General features: G+C 33.4%; 24 protein-coding genes and 1 pseudogene. 9 read left to right on the forward strand and 16 right to left on the reverse strand.

The window, feature by feature from the left end; genetic code table 11:
• Positions 1 to 114: 114 nt before the first annotated feature.
• Positions 115 to 504, reverse strand: a complete 390-nt coding sequence (locus tag BPMYX0001_RS26700) for a VOC family protein (RefSeq protein ID WP_006097311.1) — start codon at positions 502 to 504, stop codon at positions 115 to 117.
• A 224-nt stretch (positions 505 to 728) separates the two neighbouring features.
• On the opposite strand from BPMYX0001_RS26700, the gene BPMYX0001_RS26705 reads away from it, so the two are divergent.
• Together BPMYX0001_RS26705 and BPMYX0001_RS34325 are read left to right on the forward strand one after the other, a co-directional pair.
• On the forward strand, positions 729 to 1,940 hold the full coding sequence (locus BPMYX0001_RS26705) for a DUF2515 domain-containing protein (protein ID WP_170957105.1): 1,212 nt from the start codon (positions 729 to 731) through the stop codon (positions 1,938 to 1,940).
• A complete protein-coding gene (locus BPMYX0001_RS34325) occupies positions 1,879 to 2,316 on the forward strand; it encodes a CBO0543 family protein (protein ID WP_078211822.1) in 438 nt (145 codons plus the stop codon). The genes BPMYX0001_RS26705 and BPMYX0001_RS34325 overlap by 62 nt, the downstream gene beginning before the upstream one ends.
• A 76-nt stretch (positions 2,317 to 2,392) precedes the next feature.
• Here BPMYX0001_RS34325 and BPMYX0001_RS26715 read toward each other — a convergent pair whose 3' ends face one another.
• The gene (locus BPMYX0001_RS26715) at positions 2,393 to 3,181 is read right to left on the reverse strand and encodes an HAD-IIB family hydrolase (protein WP_003199369.1); all 789 of its coding nucleotides are present in this window, start codon (positions 3,179 to 3,181) and stop codon (positions 2,393 to 2,395) included.
• 73 nt (positions 3,182 to 3,254) lie between these two features.
• Here BPMYX0001_RS26715 and BPMYX0001_RS26720 point away from each other — a divergent pair, with 73 nt between their 5' ends.
• Positions 3,255 to 3,944 carry a Crp/Fnr family transcriptional regulator gene (locus tag BPMYX0001_RS26720; RefSeq protein WP_018765207.1) on the forward strand — a complete coding sequence of 230 codons (690 nt, stop codon included), beginning with the start codon at positions 3,255 to 3,257 and terminating at the stop codon, positions 3,942 to 3,944.
• 113 nt (positions 3,945 to 4,057) lie between these two features.
• Here the strand turns inward: BPMYX0001_RS26720 and BPMYX0001_RS26725 are convergent, their stop codons facing one another.
• The 5 genes from BPMYX0001_RS26725 to BPMYX0001_RS26745 form a co-directional block, all read right to left on the reverse strand.
• Entirely contained in the window at positions 4,058 to 4,480 is a 423-nt protein-coding gene (locus tag BPMYX0001_RS26725; protein WP_018765206.1) for a YfmQ family protein, read from the reverse strand.
• Between the two features lie 50 nt (positions 4,481 to 4,530).
• Positions 4,531 to 5,967 carry a MocR-like pyridoxine biosynthesis transcription factor PdxR gene (gene pdxR / locus BPMYX0001_RS26730; RefSeq protein ID WP_006097312.1) on the reverse strand — a complete coding sequence of 479 codons (1,437 nt, stop codon included), beginning with the start codon at positions 5,965 to 5,967 and terminating at the stop codon, positions 4,531 to 4,533.
• Positions 5,968 to 6,308: 341 nt separating this feature from the next.
• Positions 6,309 to 6,503 (reverse strand): hypothetical protein, encoded by a 195-nt coding sequence (locus tag BPMYX0001_RS26735; RefSeq protein ID WP_006097313.1) that lies wholly within the window; start codon positions 6,501 to 6,503, stop codon positions 6,309 to 6,311.
• Positions 6,504 to 6,895: 392 nt separating this feature from the next.
• A complete protein-coding gene (locus BPMYX0001_RS26740) occupies positions 6,896 to 8,287 on the reverse strand; it encodes an amino acid permease (protein WP_018782218.1) in 1,392 nt (463 codons plus the stop codon).
• Between the two features lie 1,096 nt (positions 8,288 to 9,383).
• Entirely contained in the window at positions 9,384 to 12,020 is a 2,637-nt protein-coding gene (locus BPMYX0001_RS26745; RefSeq protein ID WP_006097314.1) for a collagenase ColA, read from the reverse strand.
• A gap of 880 nt (positions 12,021 to 12,900) precedes the next feature.
• Here BPMYX0001_RS26745 and BPMYX0001_RS26755 point away from each other — a divergent pair.
• The 6 genes from BPMYX0001_RS26755 (at position 12,901) to BPMYX0001_RS26780 (ending at position 17,887) form a co-directional block, all read left to right on the forward strand.
• Positions 12,901 to 14,313, forward strand: coding sequence for a sensor histidine kinase (locus BPMYX0001_RS26755; RefSeq protein WP_033799445.1), 1,413 nt, complete (start codon positions 12,901 to 12,903; stop codon positions 14,311 to 14,313).
• Between the two features lie 239 nt (positions 14,314 to 14,552).
• Positions 14,553 to 15,617, forward strand: a complete 1,065-nt coding sequence (locus tag BPMYX0001_RS26760; RefSeq protein WP_018765199.1) for an ABC transporter permease — start codon at positions 14,553 to 14,555, stop codon at positions 15,615 to 15,617.
• On the forward strand, positions 15,617 to 16,330 hold the full coding sequence (locus BPMYX0001_RS26765) for an ABC transporter ATP-binding protein (RefSeq protein ID WP_003199354.1): 714 nt from the start codon (positions 15,617 to 15,619) through the stop codon (positions 16,328 to 16,330). Before BPMYX0001_RS26760 ends, BPMYX0001_RS26765 begins: the two co-directional genes overlap by 1 nt.
• A gap of 232 nt (positions 16,331 to 16,562) precedes the next feature.
• On the forward strand, positions 16,563 to 16,937 hold the full coding sequence (locus tag BPMYX0001_RS26770; RefSeq protein ID WP_018782224.1) for an HsmA family protein: 375 nt from the start codon (positions 16,563 to 16,565) through the stop codon (positions 16,935 to 16,937).
• A 55-nt stretch (positions 16,938 to 16,992) separates the two neighbouring features.
• A complete protein-coding gene (locus BPMYX0001_RS26775; protein WP_018782225.1) occupies positions 16,993 to 17,391 on the forward strand; it encodes a DUF2871 domain-containing protein in 399 nt (132 codons plus the stop codon).
• 13 nt (positions 17,392 to 17,404) lie between these two features.
• Entirely contained in the window at positions 17,405 to 17,887 is a 483-nt protein-coding gene (locus tag BPMYX0001_RS26780; RefSeq protein ID WP_003199351.1) for a CcdC family protein, read from the forward strand.
• Between the two features lie 243 nt (positions 17,888 to 18,130).
• Here BPMYX0001_RS26780 and BPMYX0001_RS26785 read toward each other — a convergent pair.
• The 9 genes and pseudogenes from BPMYX0001_RS26785 to BPMYX0001_RS26825 all read right to left on the reverse strand — a co-directional run.
• Positions 18,131 to 18,379: pseudogene (locus tag BPMYX0001_RS26785) on the reverse strand (NAD(P)H-dependent oxidoreductase); the annotation flags it as partial.
• Positions 18,380 to 18,446: 67 nt separating this feature from the next.
• Positions 18,447 to 19,031, reverse strand: coding sequence for a DUF3238 domain-containing protein (locus BPMYX0001_RS26790; protein WP_033799794.1), 585 nt, complete (start codon positions 19,029 to 19,031; stop codon positions 18,447 to 18,449).
• A 440-nt stretch (positions 19,032 to 19,471) separates the two neighbouring features.
• Entirely contained in the window at positions 19,472 to 20,296 is an 825-nt protein-coding gene (locus tag BPMYX0001_RS26795) for a VanW family protein (protein ID WP_018782230.1), read from the reverse strand.
• A 281-nt stretch (positions 20,297 to 20,577) separates the two neighbouring features.
• The gene (locus BPMYX0001_RS26800) at positions 20,578 to 20,997 is read right to left on the reverse strand and encodes a VOC family protein (protein ID WP_033799446.1); all 420 of its coding nucleotides are present in this window, start codon (positions 20,995 to 20,997) and stop codon (positions 20,578 to 20,580) included.
• 196 nt (positions 20,998 to 21,193) lie between these two features.
• Positions 21,194 to 22,480, reverse strand: coding sequence for an MFS transporter (locus BPMYX0001_RS26805; protein WP_006097322.1), 1,287 nt, complete (start codon positions 22,478 to 22,480; stop codon positions 21,194 to 21,196).
• 12 nt (positions 22,481 to 22,492) lie between these two features.
• Positions 22,493 to 23,101: a TetR/AcrR family transcriptional regulator gene (locus BPMYX0001_RS26810; protein ID WP_003199336.1), complete on the reverse strand. Its 609-nt coding sequence runs from the start codon at positions 23,099 to 23,101 to the stop codon at positions 22,493 to 22,495.
• A gap of 335 nt (positions 23,102 to 23,436) precedes the next feature.
• Entirely contained in the window at positions 23,437 to 24,183 is a 747-nt protein-coding gene (locus BPMYX0001_RS26815) for an ABC transporter permease (protein WP_006097323.1), read from the reverse strand.
• A gap of 12 nt (positions 24,184 to 24,195) precedes the next feature.
• A complete protein-coding gene (locus tag BPMYX0001_RS26820) occupies positions 24,196 to 24,936 on the reverse strand; it encodes an ABC transporter permease (protein ID WP_003199332.1) in 741 nt (246 codons plus the stop codon).
• Complete coding sequence (locus BPMYX0001_RS26825; protein ID WP_006097324.1) at positions 24,936 to 25,850, reverse strand: ABC transporter ATP-binding protein; 915 nt, start codon at positions 25,848 to 25,850, stop codon at positions 24,936 to 24,938. The genes BPMYX0001_RS26820 and BPMYX0001_RS26825 overlap by 1 nt, the downstream gene beginning before the upstream one ends.
• Positions 25,851 to 25,921: the final 71 nt, after the last annotated feature.

Genomic DNA, 25,921 nt, shown 5'->3' on the forward strand with positions numbered 1-25,921 from the left:
CAAAAATATAAGAGTCTATTTTGAAGACAGTATCATCAAAATAGACTCTTTTTATATTTAAATTTTTAACGGGAAACTAGAACAAACGACCTCTTTTTTATAAATATACTACTTTTATTTCTCTATATGCATGAGTACAATTCTCCACCCGTCAGGATCTTCTATTGTAATACCTTTTTCTTTCCAGTATGGATTTTCTGGTTCAACTTCATCATAACCCATCGCATGTAACCTGTTAGTTACTTTTTCAATCTCAGCTTTATGAGTCATATAAAACACCAGTAAGTTATCTTTTGTTGGAGCTGGACATGGACTGACGTTGATATGCCTTGTAAACTCTAAATGATATTCTACATCAGGTAATCCAAACATAACTCCATCATAACCTTCATGATTATGAAACTCCCCTATCCGTTTTAAGCATAATCCTTCTTCATAAAATGCGATAACTTCTTCAAATTTAGCTGTCGGGCGTGCAATTCTAATTTGAACCCAATTCTTCATGCTTTTCTCTCCTTATATTTTTTATGCTCCTATCTGTTAATATAATCGAGTTCCACGTTTATTGAATCCCTCATTCGTATGAAGATGAAATAGTACAAAAGACTTATCGTGCTTATAGTAAAAAATATTACACTGTTTATGTCCCCCAAAAACAGTCCACATTTATTCAGAATATGTGTAATAAAATGATGGTAACCGTTCTATTAAACTATTTGTTGAAATTCATGTTAACAGGAGGAAATAAAATGTATGAAAACAATCGAAAAAGAAAATGGAACGGGTCTTCCAAAGCGATCCCGCTTTCTCTTTTAGATGTAAAAAATGAACTAAAGAAAAAAAGCAAAAGTAGTACCGCTTCCTTTAAAAAGGCTGCATTAACAATAGAAGAGAAAATGCTTATTTATAACATTACAGAACAAACAAAACAACTGAACAAAAATAACGTGACGAGAACACGTGCTTATTATCAGTTTTACCTTCAGCATCCTGAAATACACTGGGCTCTACTTGGACATATGGTATCACGTAATGGCGGTTGGAATATGACAGATTTAAAAGGGGATTTATATACAAGATTGTTATCAGAAAAAGACCAACTTACCTACTACTCTTTTTTAGAACGGGGAAACTGGTTAATCTTCCAAGATGTGTATCCACAATTTTTACTATATGAACAAAGCCTTAAAAGATCTAAAACTCTCTTTTACCTCCTACCCCATCTCAATGTCTCAACGTTTATGGAAACGATGTGGAACCATTTTTGGAAAACGGGCAATCACTATACATTAGCTATAGCAACGATTATTAATGAACAAAGCTATTTAGAAAAAAGAGTCATTCAAAATGATCACTTTAAAAAGACCGTACTAAATAGTATTGGATTTAAACTCTTTGACTTCTTCCGTTTTAATCATATCCTTTTTCCATACTATGAAGATGAGACCAAACAAAAAACATTGTTATTTGGTGATACAATGAAACACTTTACCTCCTTACATGAACGAATTCTACTAGGCAAACGATTATACTCTTTATTGTTTCGCAACGAACATACGTTATCCAAAGTAATAAATTGGGCTCACGATCATTCGCATACTGCTTCACGGAAAGACTACTGGCCTCATTTGTTTTCTGATGTAAATGAGTCATTTTCTCGTGAATTTTATAAACGTAGAATAAAAAAATGTCACCTCAGAAAAGATGCAAATCGTTTATACAGCCCTCAATTAATATACGCATGGAAAGATTTGAAACATGAAGAGGCAGAAAAAGGAGACTGGTTTGAAGACTGGCGTATCGTAGACTATTTCATTGATAAAGGAGAAAATACAAATGGGAAGATTGAGGATGACTATTGTAAAACGATGGAAAAAATTGAACTTGCAATTCTTACGAAAAAAAATATCCTTCTCAGAGAAGAAGAAACAGAAGAGTAATCACCTAGCATTTATAGTCGCCATCATTTTCTCCTGTTTCATTGGAACATATTTAGACTATCTATTTGTTAGTAAACAAATGTATGCCTTTCCAGTCAGACCATTTCCAAATATGTTTTCGGTCAATATCGCTTTTACATTATTTATATTGCCAACCTTTACTGCTTTCTTTTTACATATTGCCAAAGCTTTATCTACATTCTCAAGAATTCTATTTATTATGCTAATCGGCATTTGTGCAAGTATATCCGAACAATTTGCTGAAAGCTTAGGATTGTTTACTCACAATGAAAACTGGCATCATTATTATTCTTTCTTTGGATATATGATTTTCATGTTTTTTATGTGGAAGATTTATCGGTGGCTACAATACTAAGTAGTAGTTGTAGATTAATAAAAACAAAGTTACTATATAAAGAAAAAGCAAATTAGAAACCAACTTCTAATTTGCTTTAAAGGTTTCTCATTAAGTCCCATATATTCCTAGATTCTATGTCTGATAACTTAATAATTTTTTCTATAATACATTGCTCATTACTCTGTAGGCTCATAGATGCAACGGAGCGCAACATTTTATGATCACCAATACAAACTCCCTCTTTCGCATGCAAAAACATTGGTACATCATTTGCGTCGTTACCGAAAGCGATGAATGATCCTTCTTCTACTCCTAACTTTTGTAATCCTTTCCATTTATCAATCCCTAATGGACTTATATCAATTATGTCCTCTTGATGATGTGCATACATTTGCACAGGTAGTTCATTTAACACTTCCACTAATTTTTCTTCATTCCCATCAGGGAACAACACAACTTTCACCATTTCATCGATGCAATCAATCGATACATTAGTAGCTAATTTATCAGGATCTATGTTGCGATAAATTGGATGATTTTCACTTCCAGTATAAGCATAATCCCATTGACTATCGATCAAATAAGCAAGGTGATGCTCCTCTATTAATGAACGAATAGACTTCATTGTTGATTTATCAAATGGTGTAACCTCAATGACTTTTCCTTCTTTTACAACAAATGCCCCATTTCCACCAATCATTGAATAGTGATGCATATGCCTTGGTATTACAGGTAATAAATCTCTTATTGGTCTAGCAGATGCAAATATGATTTCATGTCCTCTAGCATGACAAGTATCTAATGCTTGAATTATACCTTCCGTTAATGGATTTCCTTTAAAACAAATTGTACCATCAATATCAAAAATAAATTTCATATACATCACTCCTTTCTTTTTAATGTAAAAAATTTCTTTTATAATGAACAGGACAGATGTCCGAAAAAGGAGGAAAATCATGAAAAAAATTGAAGACGACTTGCTACTATCAACTTACTTAGCAAATGAACATATACAGAAACTTTTTACACATCTTCATCACCCATTTCAAATTCGACGATATGATGTAAAAGAGATTGTGTTACACGAAGGAGAAGCTATTGACGGTCTATACATTCAAATATCTGGACGTACAAAAATTACGACGAGTGTAATTACAGGAAAAGCATTATTACTTCGATTTTGTTCTGCCGTTTCCATTATGGGTGATATTGAACTCATTCAAAATGTAAATATACAATCGCATGTAAGCGCTGAAGAAAAAACCGATTTTATTTTTATCAATAAACACTATGTTAATAATGTACTTTTACATGACATTGCTTTTTCACAAGAACTTTTACACCATGTGACTTACAAACTACAAACATGTACGACTGCCTCACGTATTAATTTGTTAGCTTCAGTGGAAACACGATTTGCAAGTTACTTATGCACAATACGAAATACCTCTAAACTATTCGGGAGAGAAATCCGTACAACAGATCATCACGAGATCGCTTCACTTATCGGTACTACAACTCGACATCTAAATCGCATTATCGAAAAATTAAGTATAACGAATGTCATTCGCAAAGAAAACAAACAAATTATCGTAAAAGATTGGGAATCTATTGAACGTATTTCTAATGGTTTAAGATACGAATAATTTCGTTATACTAAATATTGTTGCATTCCAAAAAGGAGCAACTCATTCCAATTGCTCCTTCTCTCTATGATTTGTCTTTGTAATGGGTTTTAGACCGTCCCTTTAAAAATCTGTTAAACTACCTCTCCCATTACTAACATAGAATGGTTTTGAAGGCTTTTGGAACGCAGACTATACGCGACTACTTTCCTCTTGTACTGTTTGACTACATCAACATGATCGTTGTAACTATAAACCCAAAACCTAACATCGTTTTTTCCTCTCTTCGTATCAATGATCAATGGAGTCTCACTGCCCTCTGGTGGAAAATAATATTTCTCTAAAAATATTGCTTCGTTAAAGTAATCAATAATTTGAAGTTTATCTTCATCTGCTAATCGGTTTCCATCAATTGTTACAGTAACAGCCTCACCATTAAGTTGTGGATGCAATTCAAATCTACTGACAAAAGACTCCACAACAGAGGTTGGAAGACTGGACACTACTATTTTAAGACCACCGAAAAGAACTAACATAACTATAAACCAGGTCGTCATATTTTATCATCTCCACTACATTCTAAATTCTTATTATTACATGATTCCTATTATCGTCGAATACTATTTAGAGTCTCTACAAATCTTTTAATCCCTACATGAATAAGATCTGTGTTCGCTCTTCCAAAAGTAAAACGTACATATTCTTTTTTCGAACCTAATACACTCCCTGGAACAAAAGCTACACCATTTTGTATCGCTCTTCCTAATAAATGATATTCATCAATTGAACCCTGCACTTGACACCACAAATGGATACCGCCTTCTGGAACATGAAACTCAACCTGATTCCCTAAAAGTTCCCCAAGACTTGTGATTAATTGATCCTTTCTCTGTTTCAGTTGTTTACGAAGCATAGAAATATGCGCATGAAAATTTTCTGATTCTAAGAATTGATTCGCTATCCATTGAGGAAAGACACTATGTCCAAAATCTACTTGCTGCTTTGCATCTGCTAAACGCTCAATGACCTGAGGTGGACCAATCACCCACCCAATTCGCAATCCAGATGCTACGATTTTCGATAATGAACTAATATATAGAACATTTCCATTCGTATCCATAGACTTTAAGGTTGGATTTACTTCTCCATTGAAAGAAGTTAAGCTATAAGGATCATCTTCCACAATTGGTATACCAAATTCAGATGACAATCCCAAAATCTTTTTGCGACGAGACAATGAAAGGACCGTTCCGGTTGGATTTTGATAATCCGGATTTAGAAATACCATGCGAATTCGGTGCTTTCTGTGTAAATCTATCAAATCATCCGGATTCATGCCATGTTGATCCACAGGTAAATGGTATATTTTTAACCCGGCAGATTTAAACATCGGAAGCGAAAAACAATACGATGGATTCTCAATAGCAATGGCATCTCCTGGCTTAAGCAAGCACTGCACAATAAGATTAAGTGCCTGCTGCGCCCCTGATGTAATTAAAATAGAGCGTGGATCAACATCGATATTTTTATATTTATCTACATGTGAAGAAATCGTTTCCCTTAACTTTTCATTTCCTTGTGGATGATCATATCCTAGATTCTCCATAAATATTTGTTCTGAGAGAATCCTGCGAAACTGGTCAGCAGGAAACAAATCCCGTGACAACTCACCACTTGCTAAATTAATCAAATCATCCTTCTGAGTTTCTGTTCGAATTTGTTGAACTAGCGGTAGATTCGGGAGGAATGAACCATCTTCTACATATCTCCCCCAATTTGGCGTACGTTTACGCGATATCCCCCATATATCTGTGTTTACACGCGTTCCACTTCCTTTTATTCTCTCTACTACCCCAAGTGATTTCAGTTCCTCATATGCCGCTACTACCGTACTGCGGTTCACTTGCAACTCTTTTGCTAAAGTACGTTCCGAAGGTAACATACTATCTGAAGAAAATTCTCCTGAAGAAATCCCCTGTTCTATATAGTCAGCAATTTGTTTGTAGACTGACGTTTTATCTGCACGATTGGGTCTCCATTCCATCTAATTCCCTCCCTCTTATCAGCAGACTTTTTATTGATTAAAATAAAATTAAGGTGTTAATCTCTGTTTGTTATATACTAAGTATTTCGCTGTTTGAATTTAGCATAGTTTGCCCTATTCATTCCCAACTATGAAGATATTCACTCATTCTACAATGTGAATAGTAGTAACTAAATAGATATACGAATTGAATTCCCACTCCTATTGTACATTCACATATTTGAGGAATGGAGCTTCTTTACATTAAAAGGTGATGTCTCTATATCCTTATAAAAAAGAATAGTGTTAAAAAATAAACATTCCATTTCATTTAGGCCACCTACTTATCTAAAGTACAAAGACTACAAGACAGCAACCGCATACCACGTAACTCCTATAAGAAGACTTAATAAAAGGACGATATAAATAACAGACAAGTTCGTCACATTCTGCTTCGTAGACTGACCGTAATTTTCCTCCATGTTTCTTGCAACTAACATCGTTCCCAAAAGTGATACAATTACAATAATAATAACTAATGAAATTGCAAATTTCATTGGCTTTCTCCTCTCTAAAACCAGTCTATTTGAACAGAAAATCTAATCGTTCGACTTAAAAACTTTATACTTTTTGGATGAGAGCATAATCAAGATACTTAAAGCATACTACCCTTCTCTTTTATAATAAGGGATATTTATTTCAAAAGGACCATCCACTTTCACAACTTTTTACTCATCCACTTTACGAGTGAAAAATAGTGTTTCTAAGTTATTGCTACCACTAAAAAAATAAAAAGAACAATACAAAAAAAGNCAAACAACCTACTGAGTCTTTCTCATCGGTTGTTTGCTTTTTATTAGCACTATGAAACATTCGGTTGTCTTGATACCTCATCAAAAATTCTTCGTATTATTGTCCAATTAGAAAAACGTTAACCAAACAAAGTAAATTATCGGTTAGCCACTTCATTTTCTGTTTGAACCTCTACTGGAACACGCTTACCTATTCCAAAAGCATAAAAGCTAATGACAACGATAGCCAGGAAAATAACTCCTACAATAAGTGAGATTCGTGTGTCTTCGTTGAACCACATACCGATTAGCACCATGATTAAAAAGGCAATCGTTACATAGTTTGTAACAGGCGCAAATGGCATTTTGAACGGATGATTGTCCATTTCAGCTCCTTTTGCTTTTCTGAATCGGATTTGACTAATCAGAATGACAAACCACGGAATCATACCAGGAAGTACACTTGCACTGTATACATACACGAATAAGTTTTTTGGTGCAATATAACTTAAAATAACGCCAATCGCTAAGCCAATTAACACGCCAATCGTACCAAATAAAGGCACACCATTACGGGAGACTTTTGCAAAGTATTTTGGTGCTTGTCCATTCATTCCTAGTGTATAAAGCATACGTCCTGCACTGTAAATACCACTGTTACAGCCAGACATTGCAGCTGTGATTACGACAAAGTTAATCAGCCCAGCAGCTGCTGTAATCCCAACTTTCGCAAAAGTTGCCACAAACGGGCTACCAATTGAGCTTAGTTGATCCCAAGGGTAAACAGTTACAATAACAAAAATTGCCCCAATATAGAAAATTAAAATACGCCAAATCGTACTTTGAATCGCTTTAGTTAACGTTTTTCTCGGATCTTTTGCTTCGCCAGCTGTAATCCCAATTAATTCGACACCTTGATAAGCCCCAACAACTAGTGATAGAGCAAAGAAGAACCCTGACCAGCCACCTGTAAAGAAGCCGCCATTTTCCCAAAGATTAGATAAACCGATTGCATTCCCTCCGTTACCAAATCCGAAGAAAATAAGTCCAACCCCCGCAATAATCATTAACACAATGGTAACGATTTTAATCATCGCAAACCAAAATTCAAATTCACCAAATGATTTAACAGAAATTAAATTCGCCGCACCAAGAATCACCATTGTGATGATACCTGGCACCCAAGCAGGCAGATCCGGGAACCAGTACTGCATGTATGCCCCAACCGCTATAATTTCTGACATTCCAACAATCACCCACTGGAACCAGTTACTCCATGCCGTCATATACCCTGCTAATGGGTGTATATACTTATGGCCAAATGTCGCAAATGAACCTGTACCTGGCTCTACATACAACATTTCTCCCATCGCACGCATAATGAAAAATATAAAAATTCCTGCGATTGCATAAGCAAGCATTACCGACGGACCTGTCCATTTAATCGTACTTGCTGAACCCATAAATAAACCAACACCAATTGTACCGCCTAAAGCAATCATTTGAATATGACGCGCTTCTAAACCCCTCTTTAGTTCTTTGTTTTCCACTTTATTTCCCCCTCTTGCGCTATTAAATCCCAAGCTGAACACTATACTACAATTTCTATTAGGTATCAAAATGATGAAGCAAGCGTCACTTTTTTCTCTCTTTTAAAAGCTGCCCTAAAATCATTTTCCATTTCCTATTAACCATTCGCAATAGTCAGAAAATTAACCCTATCTTCCCTTCGTCATAAAATTACAAAATTACTTATTTTATAATAATTTATCTGTCTGAAAAATACAATTATTTTTTTCAGAAAATTATTATATATAAATTAATTAGAAAATAATAACTAGATTAGAAATAAACACCATTACCCGATTATTATAAAAACACTTCATCATCGTAGCAAATCTAGGTGAGTAGTTACCCATAATCGAGCTTAAGAGTAAATAGCGAACTCTAATTTCTATCTTGTAGCATAATCAGCATGAAATGAAACCTTATAAAAAAGTGTTTCGCCTTTTAATCGTAGAGTTACAAGGAAAACATAATAGAGTGAAACTTTAATCGTTGAGAGTTTTCTCCCTCATGAATCAGGCTTTTACGAGCAGTTGATTCCTAATTTAACTTCTTTGTCGTAAGAAGTGAGTCTTACTGTCCGTAAATAGCGTGATTAAAAATGTATTGACAAAATAGCATGTATTTTTTTATAATCCGTTATAATAACTTAAACAACTGTAATTTGCCATGATTTTATTTGCGATGAAGAGGAGAGTAGATGGTTAGGAGTGTATCAGAGAGCTCCCCAAGGCTGAAAGGATGGTAACGATTGAATCATTGAAGGTGGCCTCGGAGCTTTACTTGTGAAATAGATATTTAATGTCTAAATTAGTAAGTAACAGTTGGTCCCGTTAGTATAATAAAAAAAACGAAATCCCTTCTTAAGATAAGGAATTTCATTTTTTTTATAAACAGTTTAACTTTTTTCAAAACAGTGTGACTTCCTTACAAACGTCGCGACTTTGTTTTAAAGATCATGACTTTATTTTAAATCCACAAAAGGCTAATAACATATCATTTCCAAGTACTGTGTTATGAAAAAATTAGCAGCAGGTGGTTATATAATTAACAAGAGGCTTTCGAAACAGCCACTTTCTATTATTTTACTTCTATTGTATAATTCCCTGTTCCACTGCCATATTTATATACACTTAAATAATATTTCCCCGGATTCGCATAATAGCTTCCCAGCAATTTATTTCCTTCGTACTTTGTTGCATAAGTAACATAGTTATTCAAATCTGACTCGTGATATAATACCCAATTCAATCCAAGATTTTGCTCATTCGTAACGGTAATCTGTAAATCCTTCGCTTCCCTTATATCAATTACAAAGCGATCAATTTGATCTTGATTATTTAGGCTACCTCGTAATAACGTGTTCAGAGATAGAGGGTTAGCTGTATCGAATGAATTATTTGGTTCTTTTTCTACACTAGTATCCTCCTCAGTGTTCACTCCGTTAAACACAATATCATATTCAAATTGCCCAGCTGCATTGACACGGTAATTTACGAAATAAGCAGTTAATGTTTTATATCCGCTCCACTCTTTTTGCGAAAGATGTTTAAGCATCTCATTCGTTGCTTGATTCATCGCTTTCCAGTCTTCATTTTCTCCTTTTGACGTACTTCCTGTATATGTTCCTTGTAGTGTAAATGTATTAAAGAATTGTGATTTATTCTTTGTTACCTTCACATTTTTTAACTTTGCTTCATTTGTGATATCCGCCGCAACTTCCGAAAGCGCTTTCAGTTTATGCCCTGCTAAATAATCATCTGATACTTGCGGAATTGTATACTTATCACGATTATTAATAAGCATTTGCATATAAGATTGGTAATCTTCATTTAATTTATTGTCTTTACTTAATGCAGAGCGATACGCATCGTAACCTGGGACATCATTTGCACGAATTAAATCATGTACTTTATCGAACATATCAGGACGGTTATTATACATATAAGATTGCAATGCAAACGAATAGTTATAAAAATCCCACGCTCCATATTTTGCATTTAATGTTTGCTCAGCTGTGTATCGCTTAGCTGGATCATTGGATAATCCACCAATTATACTTTTTCGCGGTACAACACTATCTACTCGAGTTGAACCTGCAAAGAATTCCGCATTTCCTTCTTCAAACCAAGTCAAGCGTTCATTTTGATATAGTTCTCCTTGTCCCCATAACCCAGGCACTTCATATCTTCCTTGCAAATAGTGTGTAAATTCATGACGGAACAATTCTTCTAAACTATAAATACTCTGCTGCGGTGTACGTTCATATGTAAAGAAAGTTCCGATTCCTTCAATGTAAATTCCACCATTATTTGTTTCATAGCCGTACAATTGACGATTAAATTGATATTCATCCGGACTATTGTAAATCACCATTGTTAACACATCATCAGCATGTCCACTTTCAAGTGGCTTATCACTACCAACTGTACGATAAAATTGTGCTTTCACTTCTTTTGCTGCCCAATACAAACGTTTAATTTTCTCTTCAGTAACCTTATCTCCCGCTTTAAAGACAATTGCCCCGTCATCAAATGTATACGTTTTCGGCAAATATTTTTGCTTGCCATCTTCTCTAATTTTATCCAAATTTATTGTCTTTCCGTTTGCATCTACTCCGCCATAATTTGTAGTGATTTGTTCTGCCGCAACAAAATATTGCTGTCCTAAATATGGATAAATACGCATCGCTTCTGTAACAACTTGCTGTCCTTTTGTTGGTGTACTATGAAACTTGCCAAATCGGCTAGCATAGTAAATGCCATTATTAATTAACCATCCATTTTTATCCGTTACCGTACCAATTAGTGCAAAACGACTTACTTCATTAATAAAGCTATCGATGTTCTTATACCACATCGTATCTTTTGGTTCTTTGTCCGTAGTATACATATACGACTGAACATCATAATCAATTTCTTTCATCAAGTTATATATAGCATCACCTTTTGTCCGATCTTCAATAAACGTAGAAAGATTATCATTATATTGTTTAAGAATTCCAGCAGCATATTGAATTATTTCAACATCAGCCGACGCGCCTCCAATTAACATTCCATACGACGAAATTACTTTATTTTGTTCTGATGTACCAAGTTTAAAATTCGGGTTCTTCGCAATTGTTTTTAACGCTGGTAAACATTTGTCATGATAGCTACGCTCACTTAGTTTACTTAATTCTTGATGATAAAAGCCTAAATAAAAACCCGAGCGTATAACTTCTACTAATGTCTCAACTCCTTTTGAATCATCTTTCGTATACGTTTGACCTTGTTCTGCTAGTTTATCAATGAGTGCTTGCATACGGCTATCATCTTGATAGAATTTCAAACTATCATTATTAAACTGAAATAATTCCGGAATTTGATTCCATTTAATTGTCACAAGAAGATCGGCTAATTGTTTGTTGCTTAATTGATTCAATTCAGCCATCGAATATTTTCTTTCTTCAACTAGCTGTTTAGTATTCTCTTTTGGCATTGGTGGACGCTGCGATAGGTCTGCTAACTTTAACCGTTTTGTAAATGAAGTACTTTCTTGTATGTTCGAAGAGTGTGCCAACTCATCAGGAGATTGCCTTGACCCTATCGGCTCCATTTGTAATGTATTCTTCGTATATTTTTCTTTTGTCTCTGCTTGAACTTGCAATCCATTACATGATACAGTAACAAGTCCAACGCCCAGCATCAATTTATAAAATTTCGAGTATTTCACCATGCTGTTGCCCCCTTTTTAATAGATAGAAAATTCAGACTTTTTAAAAATGAATTGTTCAATCTGTCTTTATTAAACAGCTCCCTATTAATACTAGTAAATTTAGTGATATAATGCTAAGTCACTTTTTTACTACTAATGATACATCATACTTATTGCTTGAATTTACTTCCCCCTTCCTTTAATGTAATATAAGCAAAAATTGTGCCAATGTTGTATCTTATGAATAGGCAACTATTCTTTATTAATACTGTCAAATAAAATATACATAAACAATGTAGTAATGTATATTTTATTTGACATAAAACTCCCCTGTCAAAAAAGAAAAAAGCCCGCTACTGACAAATCACATAAGAACAGGGTTCTTTGAATTAGTTGCACACTTTTTTTACTTTTTTGGCGAGTTATTTCATAAAACGAATAATATATTTGTGCATCCTTTTTCACTAATCATTCCACTTTTTCATACAAATCAATTGTATTTTTATATAAAAAATCATATTTATCTTGTAATGGTTCATCGTTTTAATGAAACGAGAAGTGTGCTGTCAGTTTTATTGACAGCACACTTTTCATTTTCTTAGAAATTGTAATAACATGTTCATCTTCTGTTCATAAACATCTCTTATTCTATAAAAGTGAAAGAAGGAACACTTATGCTTATTACATTTTTCACTTCGTTGGATTTTCCAATTTCTCACATCATTTGTGATCATCATTTTATATAAAGTGAAACTTCCATCAGTGGAAGTTTTTCTTTCCGCCCTACTGCTCAGGCACATGCCAGCAGTCAACTCCCTCCTATCTTCTGTGTTTTCTCAAAATCTTGATACGGGAGGTCTTACTTTCAAAAAATAGAACGATAAATTAGAGGTGAAAAAATATGCGCTCATTATATGCTAGATTTGTTATCATATCAGTTTTTATTATGCTGGTTAGTAGTATATTGGCATTTTTACTTACAAATGTATATTATCATGTTTATTTAAAACCATATAACAGCGAGAAAATTTTAAAATATGCACAAGAAGTAAAATATTTATATGAGAAAAATACAGAACAAAATAAAGATGGTTATTTACAGTCTATTTCTAACCTTGGCTTTGAAATTTACGTAGTAGACGATAAAAAACAAGGCAAGCAGTACGATGATAATTTCAAGAAAATGAATATTAGTAAAGAGACAATTGAACATGTATTAAAAGGAAATATATACAATGGAATTGCAACGTATCCTAATCGTTTATTTGCTACTGGCTTTTTTGATAATACACTTTTGAATAGTATTGGGATCCCTATCGAAAACAATGGTAAGGGTTATGCGCTATTTATTCGTCCGGATATTCAACAGCAATTTGGAGAATTACGTATTTTCTATGCTGTTTTATTAGGATTAATTATCATAATCAGTCTAATTTGTATCGCGATAGCTACCCGCTTTGTCGTTCGTCCTATTCAAAGATTTACACATGCGACAAAAGAGGTTGCATGTGGCAACTATGATTTAGTACTACCAGAAAATCGCCGAGATGAGATTGGAACGCTTGCAACTAGCTTTCGTAAAATGGCCAAAAGATTACGAAATTCAGAGCAGATGCGACAAGAATTTGTTTCGAATGTTTCACATGAATTTCAGTCACCATTATCATCTATTCAAGGATTTTCAAAAACATTACAAACTAATGATTTAACGAAATCTGAGCAGACACATTACCTAGAAATCATCGAATCAGAAAGTCGACGCATGTCCAGTTTATGCAAACAATTATTAATACTTGCATCACTTGATAAAGAAGATCTTACTTTACGTAAGCAATCTTTTGATCTTGGGAATCAAATAAAAGATACTATTTTTATGCTTGAATGGGAATGGAGAACGAAAGAACTTGCAGTTGAAATGGATGTTCCCAACATGCAAATTTACGGAGACGAAAACTTGCTCCATCAAGTATGGATGAATTTATTTACCAATAGTATCAAATTTACAGAAAGCGGCGGAACGATTGCATTTGAAGCAGAAGAGCTGGAAACAGAATGGCGCATTTCGATTACTGATATGGGTATTGGTATACCTGAAAATGAAATAAAAAAAATATTTGATCGATTTCATAAAGTCGATACTGCCCGAAACAGAAATGTAAATGGAAGTGGATTAGGTCTTTCTATTGTAAAAAAAATCATTGACCTTCATAGCGGAGCAATAACAGTGGATAGTGAACTTGGAAAAGGAACGATTTTTTCTATTTACCTTCCGAAACAACAAGAAGGGACTATTCATATGCAAAATAAAAAATAACCTGCATTCACTAAGCCTACTGAAAAAATACCTACTTTGAACAAAAAACAAAATTTTTATTAATATACAGCGATCAAAAAGAAGATAACTTCCTTTATAAAATAGGGAGTTATCTTCTTTTTCTGTAACATATTTATATATAAACTGTATCCCCGTCTTTTGTAACCTTTTGTTCATATTCCGTTCATATTTCCTCTTTATGATAAGAACATAGAATGAAACAAGGAGGAATGAACCTAATGTTTTTAGCACTTAAAGAATTAAAACAATCGAAATTACGGTACGGATTAATCGGCACAATCATGATGTTATTATCATTTCTTGTACTTATTATATCAGGTCTAGCAAATGGTTTATCTCATGCTAATGCCTCTTCTATTATCGAAATGAAAGCAGACAAGTTTATATTATCAAATGATGCAGAGGGTAAATTATTACGCTCCCAAATTAAGAAAGAGGATGTAGATAAAGTATTGGCACAGGTTGATGCAAAAGATGCGGTTCCAATGCATATTAAGGTCGCAACATTTGAAAAAGAAGGCAGTTCAAATAAAGTTGATGTTGCTATTTTTTCAAGTAAACAAGATTCATTCATTGCCCCAAAAGTTATTGAAGGAAAAAACGGTACTTTAGAAAACAATGAAATCATTGCTGATGAATCCATCAAGGAAAAAGGGATAAAGCTTGGAGATGAACTAGTAGATCCTGTTTCTCAAAAGGTTTTCAAAGTTGTCGGATTTACACAAAATCAAATGTTTAGTCATGCACCTGTTGTTCATATGAATGAAAATGTATGGGACAGCATTGCACTGCCACATCAAAAAGATTACAGTGTAATCGCCCTAAATACTGATAAAAAAATCGATAATGCAACAGTTGTTGATAAAAAAGAAGTACTGCAAAGTATTCCAGGTTATAAAGAAGAACAAGGAACATTAACGATGATTATTGCGTTTTTACTTGTAATTTCAGCATTATTAATTGGCGTTTTCTTCTATGTCATTACATTACAAAAAACACATCAATTAGGTGTATTAAAAGCAATCGGAACAAAAAACTCATATTTAGCAAATAGTTTAGTTGTACAGTCTATATTCTTATCTGGTGTTGCTCTTATAATCGGCATTGGCTTAATCTTTGCAGTACAGGCTGTTTTACCAGCTAGTATGCCGTTCTTATTAACAACAACAACAATCTTGCAATATGCAGGTATCTTTATCTTAATTAGTATATTCGGTACACTAATTTCTCTATATCAAGTATTAAAAGTAGATGCATTAGAAGCAATCGGAGGTGGCATGTAATGGTAACAGAATTAAAATGGGATACCCCATCGTCATTATTAAAGTTGGATCAAGTAAGTAAAGTATATGGAGAAGGAGATACAGAAGTAACAGCTTTGCACCCAATTACGTTAGATATAAAAGAAGGCGAATTTATAGGCATTGTTGGTCCGTCTGGTTCTGGGAAAAGTACATTGCTTTCCATCGCAGGTGCACTTTTATCCCCTTCTAAAGGAAATATTTATATTTCTGGTCAAAATATAACAAGCTTATCAGAAAAAGAGATGACCGATATTCGTTTAAGAAAAATCGGATTTATATTTCAATTTGCAAACCTCGTACCTTTCTTAACAGTGAAAGAACAACTCTTATATATCGCTAAGTTAAAGGGAGAAGATAAAAAAGAAGCTGGTAAACTTGCAGAACAATTACTGAAAACTTTTGGATTATCACATCGAATGAATCATTATCCAAATCAACTTTCAGGTGGTGAAAAACAACGTGTAGCCATTGCTCGTGCATTTATGAATAATCCAGACTTAATTTTAGCTGATGAACCTACTGCTAGTCTTGACTCAAAACGTGCTAGAGAAGTAGTTGAACGAATGAAACATGAAGTTAAGAAAAATAAAAAAGCAGCAATTATGATTACACACGATGAAAAAATGCTTGATGTATGTGATCGAATTTTAATACTTCGCGATGGAAAATTACTACGAGAAAACGAAGTATAAGAACACCTGTACAATAGCGATGACCTAAAAAAACTTTCTTATCCCCTATTTAGGGGATAAGAAAGTTTTCTTTAATTAACAGCACATTTTAATTTTTTGTTTACAGCATAATTGAATTCAAATATAATAATCCAGCGAAATTCATATGTAATATTGCGTTCATATTCTATTCATAATTCTCATGTAACATGCTTTATATAAAGCAACTGACTGTTAGAAAGGAATGATGAACGTGTTAGCATCTGCTATTACATTTATTACAGCTGCACTCATTTTTTATACAATCGGAGTATGGAGTGAAAAATTTCAAAAGACATTAAAATTTTGGCATGTCATTATTTTCTGGCTTGGACTCGTATGTGATACGATCGGGACCACATTAATGGAGAAAATGGCAGAAGCAGGATCCCTGTTCAGCTTCCATGGAATAACAGGCTTATCAGCCATTTTACTTATGCTATTCCATGCTGTTTGGGCAACAATTGTGTTAATAAAAAAAGATACAAAAATGATGACAACATTCCACACACTAAGCGTTATCGTATGGTTCATTTGGCTAATTCCATATATTTCTGGACTTATATACGGAATGACAAATAGCTTTTAAATAAAGTTTCATTACCAAAAATCAACATTGCTAAAACTACCTTAGGAGGTATATGATGAAAAAGTTATATAATGCAGCATTCACTTATTTAATTATCGGTTTATTATCAGGTATATTCGCGAGAGAATATGCAAAAGCGCAAGGAATTCAAGGTACTACTCTACTGAACCTGTTGCACACACATGTGTTAGTTCTTGGATTTTTATTCTTCTTAATTGCCTTAGCCCTATCAAAATCATTTGCATTCCATGAAGCAAAAAGTTTTAACATGTGGTTCATCGTCTATAATATAGGATTGGTTTTAACAGTTGCTTCAATGGCGGCCCGTGGACTTCTTCAAATAAATGGAACCGATTTTAATGGATTAAGTCATATGGCAGGAATGTCTCATTCTATCATCGGTGTCGGTCTTGTTTGGTTTATGATTCTATTAAAAAAATCATACAAAGGATAAAAGGAGGTAAAACATGAACTTAGCTGTTCTATCAAGTATTATTGCTCTTTGTATGGCTGTTGGAATGATGTTTCTTCGCTTAAAATCAGCAAAAAAACCTATAACACTTAAAAAAATTATACTCCCGCCAATTTTTATGAGTACGGGAGCATCCATGTACTTCTTACCAGAATTTCGATTAACAACAACAGAAATTCTAGAAGCAGTTATCGTTGGTTTATTTTTCTCTATTTTTCTTATTAAAACGTCAAAATTTGAAATACGTGGAAAAGACATCTATTTAATACCTTCTAAAGCATTTATATTTATTTTAGTCGGTTTACTTGTTGTCCGTATTGCTTTCAAATCATATTTAAGTCAATCAATTGATTTAGGACAATTAAGCGGCATGTTCTTCTTACTCGCTTTTGCGATGATCGTCTCTTGGAGAATTGGGATGTACCGTTCGTTTATGAAATTGCAGCGGGAAATGCAGTTTGTAGGCAAAAGTCTTTAATCGAAAAAGCACATTTCTAATGTTGGATGCTGTTTCTTAGCTCTTACAAAATGATTCATTATAGCTTTGAAAGAAATTTAATTTAAATTTCTTTCAAAGCTATATTTATTACTTCTTGTTCAATTTTTTAGTTCTGTATGGATAAAATGTAAAAAAGTAGCGAGATAAGCGACTAAAAAAGCAGTACCACCGCTATAAAAATGTTGGTACTGCTACATAGAGTAACAAATGTTATATTAATTAGAACGTACTTGCTAATTTAACAGCCTTTGCTTCTTCTGTTGTTAAATCAAGTCCCCTACTAGCCTTAAATGTACCATTAATCATATCTACTCCTACATATGGAAATTCTTCCTTGTATAAATCAAGCTCTACTACTGTATCATTTGGATGTGATTCTTTGTAGCTCGCTAAAAAAGCCTCGTATAATTTTACACTAACTGATTGGTTTGCCGGGCGATTGTTTGCTTTTACAAATAAAACTGTTGTCATTCTCTGTTTCTCCTGTTACTTACTCCTACGTTGTTATATATTCACTAAAAACCGCGTTATATTGCCTTTACAATATCTTTTTAAAACTATACTCCATTTCTCCACCTAGCGCTTCAGCTGTATCACCAGTTTCTCTGAAATCATGTGTATGAATTTCTTCAAACGGCTCAAAATTTACTTGTTTATAAAATTCATAACAAGGGAATCCATCATGTGCACCTTCAATATGGACAGTGCCATCTTTTTTGACCTGTACGGTTAATAGGTAGTCAACGGGAGGTGCATATACATTTAATGGATTGCTAGCACTCGCACTCATTTGAAATTTGACGTCATCAGAATTCCATACAATATCAGTGCACAAAATATTTTCTGTACTAGCTTTTCCTGTTCTTTTATTAACGGAACCATCTGAAGTTGTAACCCTTTCTGTGGTTATACCTGTATTTCCATATGTGAAAATTTCTTTTTTGTAAAAATCTACAACTACTTCTTGTTCAATTCTGGAACGCATAGCGTTTACAGCATAAGGTGTAAATTCACGTGAGTCACCTTCAAATTGGATCACATTGCCCGTTTGAATGTCCTTCTTAGGTTCAGTCCAAGACATTGGAATAAATACGCTTGCTCTAATTTTAACGATACTAGTCATGAGACACACCTCTGTAACTCTAATTTTTTTGGGTAATACAGAAAAATCTTGAGCAAAACAAATCGCAATTTCTTTCGCATATTCAATTGTTTTTTCTTTAATATTTTCTGCTTTTGATTTAAATAGTGACATTCTTCTGATTCATATTTATATCTAGATTATTATTTTAAAACTAGCGTTTATACTTTTTGGAGTAATCTTAGTATTATGGGGTATATATAGTACGAAAAAATACAAATCATTTTTAGACAAACTCACTGGAATAGGACAGTTTTTAGGCGGAATTACATGCATAATTGCTGGGATTTTATCCTTTATAATGAAATAATTTATACATAAAAGGAGACCGAACTAGAAAACAATCTAGTTGAGTCTTCTTTTTATTTTAAAATTATCTACGCAGTTTTTTCAAATATCTTTAGATAAGTGAAAATCCTTGTCTATAAAGAAACCACAATTTTCTCATCATCTACTTCATATTTTACTAAGCAATCATTTTCCATGACTAGTTCTTTGTCAACTAAGTTACCTGTGACACGATCAACTATTTTTTTATAAACTTTATTTTGTCTGTATACTTGGCCATCTACTTTTTTTGCAAAACGATGATCTTCTTCAACGATAGAATACTTATATGGAGGATACTGGGATGCCCTAATTTCTCCATAGATGTATTCTTCGTCAAGATGTAGATTGACTTGATAGGAAATATTTGAATTGTTTCTCAATTTGAGATCAATAATACCATTCATCAAAGTGGCGCCTGTTCCAAATGGAATCACACGTCCATAGTCAGGGAATGGATCGAAACTATGACGATATCTTTCCACTGTTTCCAACTCTGAATGAAGAAACATCCAGTAAAGAAGATTCCCTAACTGACAGAGACCACCGCCTATTCCCTTTATCGCTTCGCCATTCATTAGAATAATTCCTTCTCTATATCCAGCCTTTTCACTGGAATTACCAACAAGATGCCAAAATGAAAATGTTTCTCCCGGTTTAATTACAACCTGGTTTATTTTGCAGATGGCTAGCTTTAAATTGGTGATTTTGTTATACTGCAGCTGTATATCCGTATCACCTAACTTTCTAATAAGCAAAGATTTATGTTTATAAATCCTGTAAGGTAATGGATTTTGCTCAAATGTTTTTGAAAACTTATGACCTTCAAGACGGTCTCTTATTTTTTTAAACATCCTACGTTGTCTGATTCTAATAGGAATTAAAAGAGGAAACCTTTGTGTTAATAATTTTCTTGCCATTGAGAGTTGAGCTCCTTTATATATTATTCATCTATATATTGTATTCAAATTTACACCTTATTCATCATCACTAAGCAAATTGATATGTATTTCTTACTGTATTACCTTATAGTACATATAAAGGTTCTGGTGCAAAGATAAACTAAAAGAGAATATAGCGCATATATTTCTAGCGAGATCGTATTTTATGCTATAAGTCCAAACACTTGGTGGATGAACTCTTTTTGATTTTGGACAGACTGATTCTGTAAATCTACTGTTTATTGAATAATTAAAATCCCTTATTGCGATATTAGGTATTTTTCTCTGAAGATGGAACTTAATTCACTCCAAACATCAAATTTATTACCATCTAAATCATAAAAAACAAAATTCTTTCCAGTGTGTCCTCTGTTTTCAATCTCTCCAACTTTTATTTCTTTTTTAATAAAATCACTATGGATTGATTCAAGTGCATTTAAACCATTAACTTCAAATGTTAAAGAGAAGCGCTCTTCACCGCAAAAACCGTGAAAATTCAAGCTTTGATTTTCTTGGGATTTAACCAGGAAAAAACTTTGGTTTGCAAAGTTAAGAATAGCCTTGTCTTCGTCTTTATAGCCTAACTCTGCACCTAGTTTGTTTACATACCATTTTGAAGAAAGTTCTACATTGGTAACAGGAATATAAATAGTTCCAACCCTCAATAATTTATCTTTCATTCTATTTTCTCCTTTCAGTAACTTAAATAACATTAATAAATATGTTCTCTTTTTATGTACCTATTGCCTTTGTAAATTCCATAATTTTCTTTATGATGTTTCGTTAGTTCAACAAACATGCTCCATTAAATGCTCCGATTGCGGAAGATTGTTTTCCAGTTAGTTTCTTTTCATGCATTAGTGGAAAAACAACCCTTTAATAAGAAACAGGTACTTTTCTTTCATTTTTTTCACTAACTTTAGAGTCTAGCGTTTTTGTTATTATGTAGTACAAAAATGTACCAGTTAATCCTAGAATAAGAAGCAATCCCCCCATATATATGGGACGAATCCACTCTCCAACGATGATCAACAACGAAGATACAATCATTGCTCCGTAGAAAGTCAAGCCATTAAAAGCCATATAGGTGCTACGAGCGTTAGGTGGTGCAAGTTCCCCTATCATCGCCTGTTTAATAGGAACATACATCAGTTCACCAATTGTTCCAATAAACATGGCAATAAAAAGAAACAACACGCTATTTGTAAAGGCAAAAATACTAAAGCATATAGAAAAGATCATCATTCCTGTAACTAGAGTCCAGCGATCACTCCACTTTTTAAATAAGAATAATACAACACTTGATAGGAGAACTACAAGAATTGTATTCTCCGTTCGGAGAAAACCCAGCATCTTTGTGCCATCAAGCATGAAATCTATTCCAAACAATGAAGCTGAATGATGGGGTATATCTTTTTCAAGACGAATCCCAATATAGTTTGTTAAAGACTGTTCCAAGGAAAAGATCAAGATCGCTCCGAAAATATAAAACATAAACAGCTTATCTTTTAAAACGTTTGAATAGGTTTGAAACATCTCTATTGATGAGAATTTTTTCTTATAATTAGAAGACGTAGATGAAGGTTCCGGTGTATAGGTTTCTGTGATGAAGAATATAGTCATGAATACAGATAACAAAGAGATGAGTGAAATCCCAATAAATAACTCAAACAAGTGGTTTTTAAAAAGAAATGCTCCAATGATTCCTCCAATAGCAGTTGATAAATTCCCCAGCCAGTAGCTAATTGTAAATACGAGCTTTCTCGATTCGGAATTAGTAACATCAATGATCATAGCTTGTGCTGCTGGCTGAAACATTCCTCCCCAAAACATATTGATAATAAAGAATGCTACGGAAATATAAGGAAGGTTAAACCAAGGGGAATTACAAAGTGCTATAAACAGATACGAAAGCAATATACCAAGTTCAGAATAAATCATTATTTTTCTCCGACCTATTTTGTCTGAAACATGCCCCCCGATAAAACCTCCAATGACCCCACTAATCACAATTATTATAAGAATAATACCTGTTTCAGTAGCTCCAATTTTCTGAGAAAAATAGATTGCCAGAAAAGGTATAACAGCCATGGAAATAAGGCTGCCTAGAAATTGCATAGCCAGGCGAAGTTTGATGTTGGGATGTATATCTCTCAATTTCATATAAATCACTCCTTATTTATTAGAGATAGGTCCAAATAATCTCAGGGCTTGTATCGTTATATCCTTCCACATCAAGTTTGTATATTCATCAATAAACGTTAAACGCATTCCGTTTAAGATGGATAAGTACGACTCGGCAACTAATGAAGGTGATTCTTCATAAAAGTAACCCAGCCTTTGCCCTGCTTCAATAACCGGATGAATACAGTCTATAAATACATTTACAAAATCGTTTAGTTCTTTAAAAAGCTTTGGAAATCGATCAGGTCTCGCAAGAACCTGCTGAATTAGACGTAGGTATTCACTTTTCATTGAAAAGAGTTGTACATGGCAATCTATCATTTCCTTCACAACTTCAAGAGGCTCACCTTTAAAGTGTTCTTCTATCTCAATAAAATATGGTTTGATTTCCTCCAATGGCTCCAAAATCGCTGATTCATAAAGTGCTTCTTTTGAATCAAAATACGTAAATACAGTACCAAAGCTAACTCCTGCTTCTTTTGCTATTTCGGCAACTTTTGTCTCTGCAAAACCATTCTCACTATATAATTTAATTGCGGCGTTTAGGATAGTAGATCTTTTTCTTTTCTTTTTTTCATCATTAGTAAGTCTAGGTTCCATTTAGATGCTCCTTTCATAATAAATGATTGATTAATCAATCGAATTTTATTGTAATTTGTTTCCATTGTCAATATGATGAAGGAATTTATTTTCATATTTTTACATTTAGTTATATTCGAACTTCGCAAACCAATAAATTTAGCTCAAAAGTCGTTATTCTATTAAATGGCCCTTTAACAGAACAACTCTATGTCACTCAATAATTCCTTAATCCACCTTTTATTCAGATGTTCTTTTTCTTTTAGTCATAAAAACACCCCTTTAGATAAAAATATCCAAAAGGGTAAAGCTTCGCATCTTTTTTATAAACATCGCGACTTTATTTCAAATCAACATCATATAATATCTTTTATTGTAAATCTTTGAACTCCTACAAAAGTAAATATAATAACAAATAAGCAACTTAACACATAAAAGCTACTAAATTGAAAGAAAGTCTGCAAGCCTTCTAGATGAATAGGGTCCATTGCTAATCCTGGTTGCGAAAATGGCCATATATACCCGATATTTAAGTAATGAAATATCATTCCTATACATGTAAAACCAAAACTCATTCCAACTGGAACAGCAAAACTTTTTATAGAAGATGAGAGAAATAATTGTACTGCAGCAATTGAAAATGTACCAATCCATCCATTGAATGACCAATTTAATAATGAAATCCAAGGAATAGGACTTGTAATACCTAGTAGCTTACCAATTACAATATAAGCAATTAAAAAAAATACTTGTGTCAATAAAGTTAACATAAAGATTACTAATAACTTTGCCATGTACACATATTGAAACGGAATTGGTAAAGAGATGATTTTTTTCCAATTTCCCTCGCTATGTTCAAAGCGGCATACAAATGCACAATAAATACTTACTACGACAGGAAATAAAAATAATCCATAAATTAATCCAACTTGTGTCCAAGCTTTCTCCCACTCATTTGTTGAGACTTTCATTAAGACATCATAGTTTACTTGAAAATTTATGAGTCCAAGCGCAATACAAATAAGCGGAATGAATGTCATTACAATCCATATTTTTGAACGTTTTAATTTTAATAATTCGCATCGAAATGAGCTTAATAACATATCTGCATCCTCCTAATGAATATCTTTGTGCGCAAAATGAACAGTGCTAAGAACGATAAATAATAAACTAACTCCTAAACTTAACAAAAGATTCATCATGACTCCTTCATTTGGGAAATACACTATTTTCCCATTGGAAAAAGCCCAAGAAATTGGATTTGTCAGAGATGAATATGTCCAAATTATCCATGTTTTCCAAGGAAACATCTGCCCGCAATACCCAAGAAATGAGCCGATTACACCTGCCGTTAAAGAAAATACTTGATTTTTCACTACCAAAGATATCCAGAGTTGCAAAATAACCATAGGAATACATCCTATAATGGTAAAACAACCATATTTCAGTAATAATATCACCGGAATTCCACCATCAAAATTAAAGATTTTTCCCATTAATATAATTACAGAAATAGAAATTACACCTGCGTATACAAGAAAAAAGAGGCTAAAGATAATTTTGGTTATATATACTAGCTTCCTAGATGTGGGAATTGCACACAATAGCTTCCAGGTGTTCCCCTTATTTTCAAAATCAATTATTCGAGATGTAATTGTCGCAATCATTATAGGTAAAAATAATGCATTTATCATACTTACTCTTGAAAGAAGCGACTCCCAATTTAGAAATTCCTTTTTGTCTTGTGACACAATAGCAAATAACCAAAGTAATGCTAAAGACTGTATCAAAAATACTACTAAAAATAATTTCTTTCTTTTTAATTTCAATAATTCACTTCTTAAGGCAGCAATCATTATAAAACACCACCTTTTTCTGTTAGGCTTAGAAATATTTCTTCCAACGTATGCTTCTCTTCTTCAATTCGATACACTGATAAATTCTGCTGTACTAATAAATGATTTATGTGAGAAATAAGGTGATCTTCTTGTTGATGCGTAACTAGACAATTACCTTCAATTCTAAGATGAATTTGATGCTGTTCTAAAATTTGATGAGCCTTCACTACATCATTTACGCGTATTTTCATTGATGCCTGACTTTTTTTGCGTAACACTTCAATTTTATCTTGAAAAATAAGCTGTCCACTATTAATAATGCCCACTTGTGTTGCAATTTGATCCATCTCATTTAACAAATGACTAGAAATAACAACTGTCATATCATATTGCTTTGGCAGTTGTTTGATGAGTTCACGAATTTCTTGAATCCCGGCAGGGTCTAATCCGTTTGTGGGTTCATCTAAAATTAACAATTTTGGATTTCCAAGTAGTGCCATTGCTATGCCAAGGCGTTGCTTCATTCCAAGTGAGTATTGTTTAACTAGTTTATCTTTTTGTTTCTCTAATCGAACGATACACAATACCTCATCAATATTCTTTTTTGGTACTTGTAACATTTGCCGAATTACTTCTAGGTTTTCATGACCTGTTAAATGTCCATAATAAGATGGCGATTCAACAAGAGAGCCAACCTCTCTTAAAATATCTATTCGATTTGTTTTTAAATCTCGATTGAATACTTTAATATTACCTGTAGTCGGTTTTATTAATCCCAGTAACATTCTAATTGTCGTTGTTTTCCCAGCCCCATTTGGGCCTAGAAATCCATAGATTTCACCTTTACCGACTTTCATTTGTAATTGACTCACACTATTTACAGCTCCATATGTCTTTGTCAAATCTTCTGTCTCAACGATATATGTTCCCATTATTGGCACCTCTTTTTCTTGATTAAGCTATCATTTATTATGAAAGTTCTTGCTTAATCTTGAATTGAGCT

It is taken from the genome of Bacillus pseudomycoides DSM 12442 (assembly GCF_000161455.1).
GTDB lineage: Bacteria > Bacillota > Bacilli > Bacillales > Bacillaceae_G > Bacillus_A > Bacillus_A pseudomycoides.

Excerpts from the sequence above, each read along its gene's own strand:
- BPMYX0001_RS26700 (WP_006097311.1), bottom strand. The coding sequence starts at position 504 with ATGAAGAATTGGGTTCAAATTAGAATTGCACGCCCGACAGCTAAATTT.
- BPMYX0001_RS26705 (WP_170957105.1), top strand. The coding sequence starts at position 729 with ATGTTAACAGGAGGAAATAAAATGTATGAAAACAATCGAAAAAGAAAA.
- BPMYX0001_RS26715 (WP_003199369.1), bottom strand. The coding sequence starts at position 3,181 with ATGTATATGAAATTTATTTTTGATATTGATGGTACAATTTGTTTTAAA.
- BPMYX0001_RS26720 (WP_018765207.1), top strand. The coding sequence starts at position 3,255 with ATGAAAAAAATTGAAGACGACTTGCTACTATCAACTTACTTAGCAAAT.
- BPMYX0001_RS26725 (WP_018765206.1), bottom strand. The coding sequence starts at position 4,480 with ATGACGACCTGGTTTATAGTTATGTTAGTTCTTTTCGGTGGTCTTAAA.
- pdxR (WP_006097312.1), bottom strand. The coding sequence starts at position 5,967 with ATGGAATGGAGACCCAATCGTGCAGATAAAACGTCAGTCTACAAACAA.
- BPMYX0001_RS26735 (WP_006097313.1), bottom strand. The coding sequence starts at position 6,503 with ATGAAATTTGCAATTTCATTAGTTATTATTATTGTAATTGTATCACTT.
- BPMYX0001_RS26745 (WP_006097314.1), bottom strand. The coding sequence starts at position 12,020 with ATGGTGAAATACTCGAAATTTTATAAATTGATGCTGGGCGTTGGACTT.
- BPMYX0001_RS26755 (WP_033799445.1), top strand. The coding sequence starts at position 12,901 with ATGCGCTCATTATATGCTAGATTTGTTATCATATCAGTTTTTATTATG.
- BPMYX0001_RS26760 (WP_018765199.1), top strand. The coding sequence starts at position 14,553 with ATGTTTTTAGCACTTAAAGAATTAAAACAATCGAAATTACGGTACGGA.
- BPMYX0001_RS26765 (WP_003199354.1), top strand. The coding sequence starts at position 15,617 with ATGGTAACAGAATTAAAATGGGATACCCCATCGTCATTATTAAAGTTG.
- BPMYX0001_RS26775 (WP_018782225.1), top strand. The coding sequence starts at position 16,993 with ATGAAAAAGTTATATAATGCAGCATTCACTTATTTAATTATCGGTTTA.
- BPMYX0001_RS26780 (WP_003199351.1), top strand. The coding sequence starts at position 17,405 with ATGAACTTAGCTGTTCTATCAAGTATTATTGCTCTTTGTATGGCTGTT.
- BPMYX0001_RS26790 (WP_033799794.1), bottom strand. The coding sequence starts at position 19,031 with ATGACTAGTATCGTTAAAATTAGAGCAAGCGTATTTATTCCAATGTCT.
- BPMYX0001_RS26795 (WP_018782230.1), bottom strand. The coding sequence starts at position 20,296 with ATGGCAAGAAAATTATTAACACAAAGGTTTCCTCTTTTAATTCCTATT.
- BPMYX0001_RS26800 (WP_033799446.1), bottom strand. The coding sequence starts at position 20,997 with ATGAAAGATAAATTATTGAGGGTTGGAACTATTTATATTCCTGTTACC.
- BPMYX0001_RS26805 (WP_006097322.1), bottom strand. The coding sequence starts at position 22,480 with ATGAAATTGAGAGATATACATCCCAACATCAAACTTCGCCTGGCTATG.
- BPMYX0001_RS26810 (WP_003199336.1), bottom strand. The coding sequence starts at position 23,101 with ATGGAACCTAGACTTACTAATGATGAAAAAAAGAAAAGAAAAAGATCT.
- BPMYX0001_RS26815 (WP_006097323.1), bottom strand. The coding sequence starts at position 24,183 with ATGTTATTAAGCTCATTTCGATGCGAATTATTAAAATTAAAACGTTCA.
- BPMYX0001_RS26820 (WP_003199332.1), bottom strand. The coding sequence starts at position 24,936 with ATGATTGCTGCCTTAAGAAGTGAATTATTGAAATTAAAAAGAAAGAAA.
- BPMYX0001_RS26825 (WP_006097324.1), bottom strand. The coding sequence starts at position 25,850 with ATGGGAACATATATCGTTGAGACAGAAGATTTGACAAAGACATATGGA.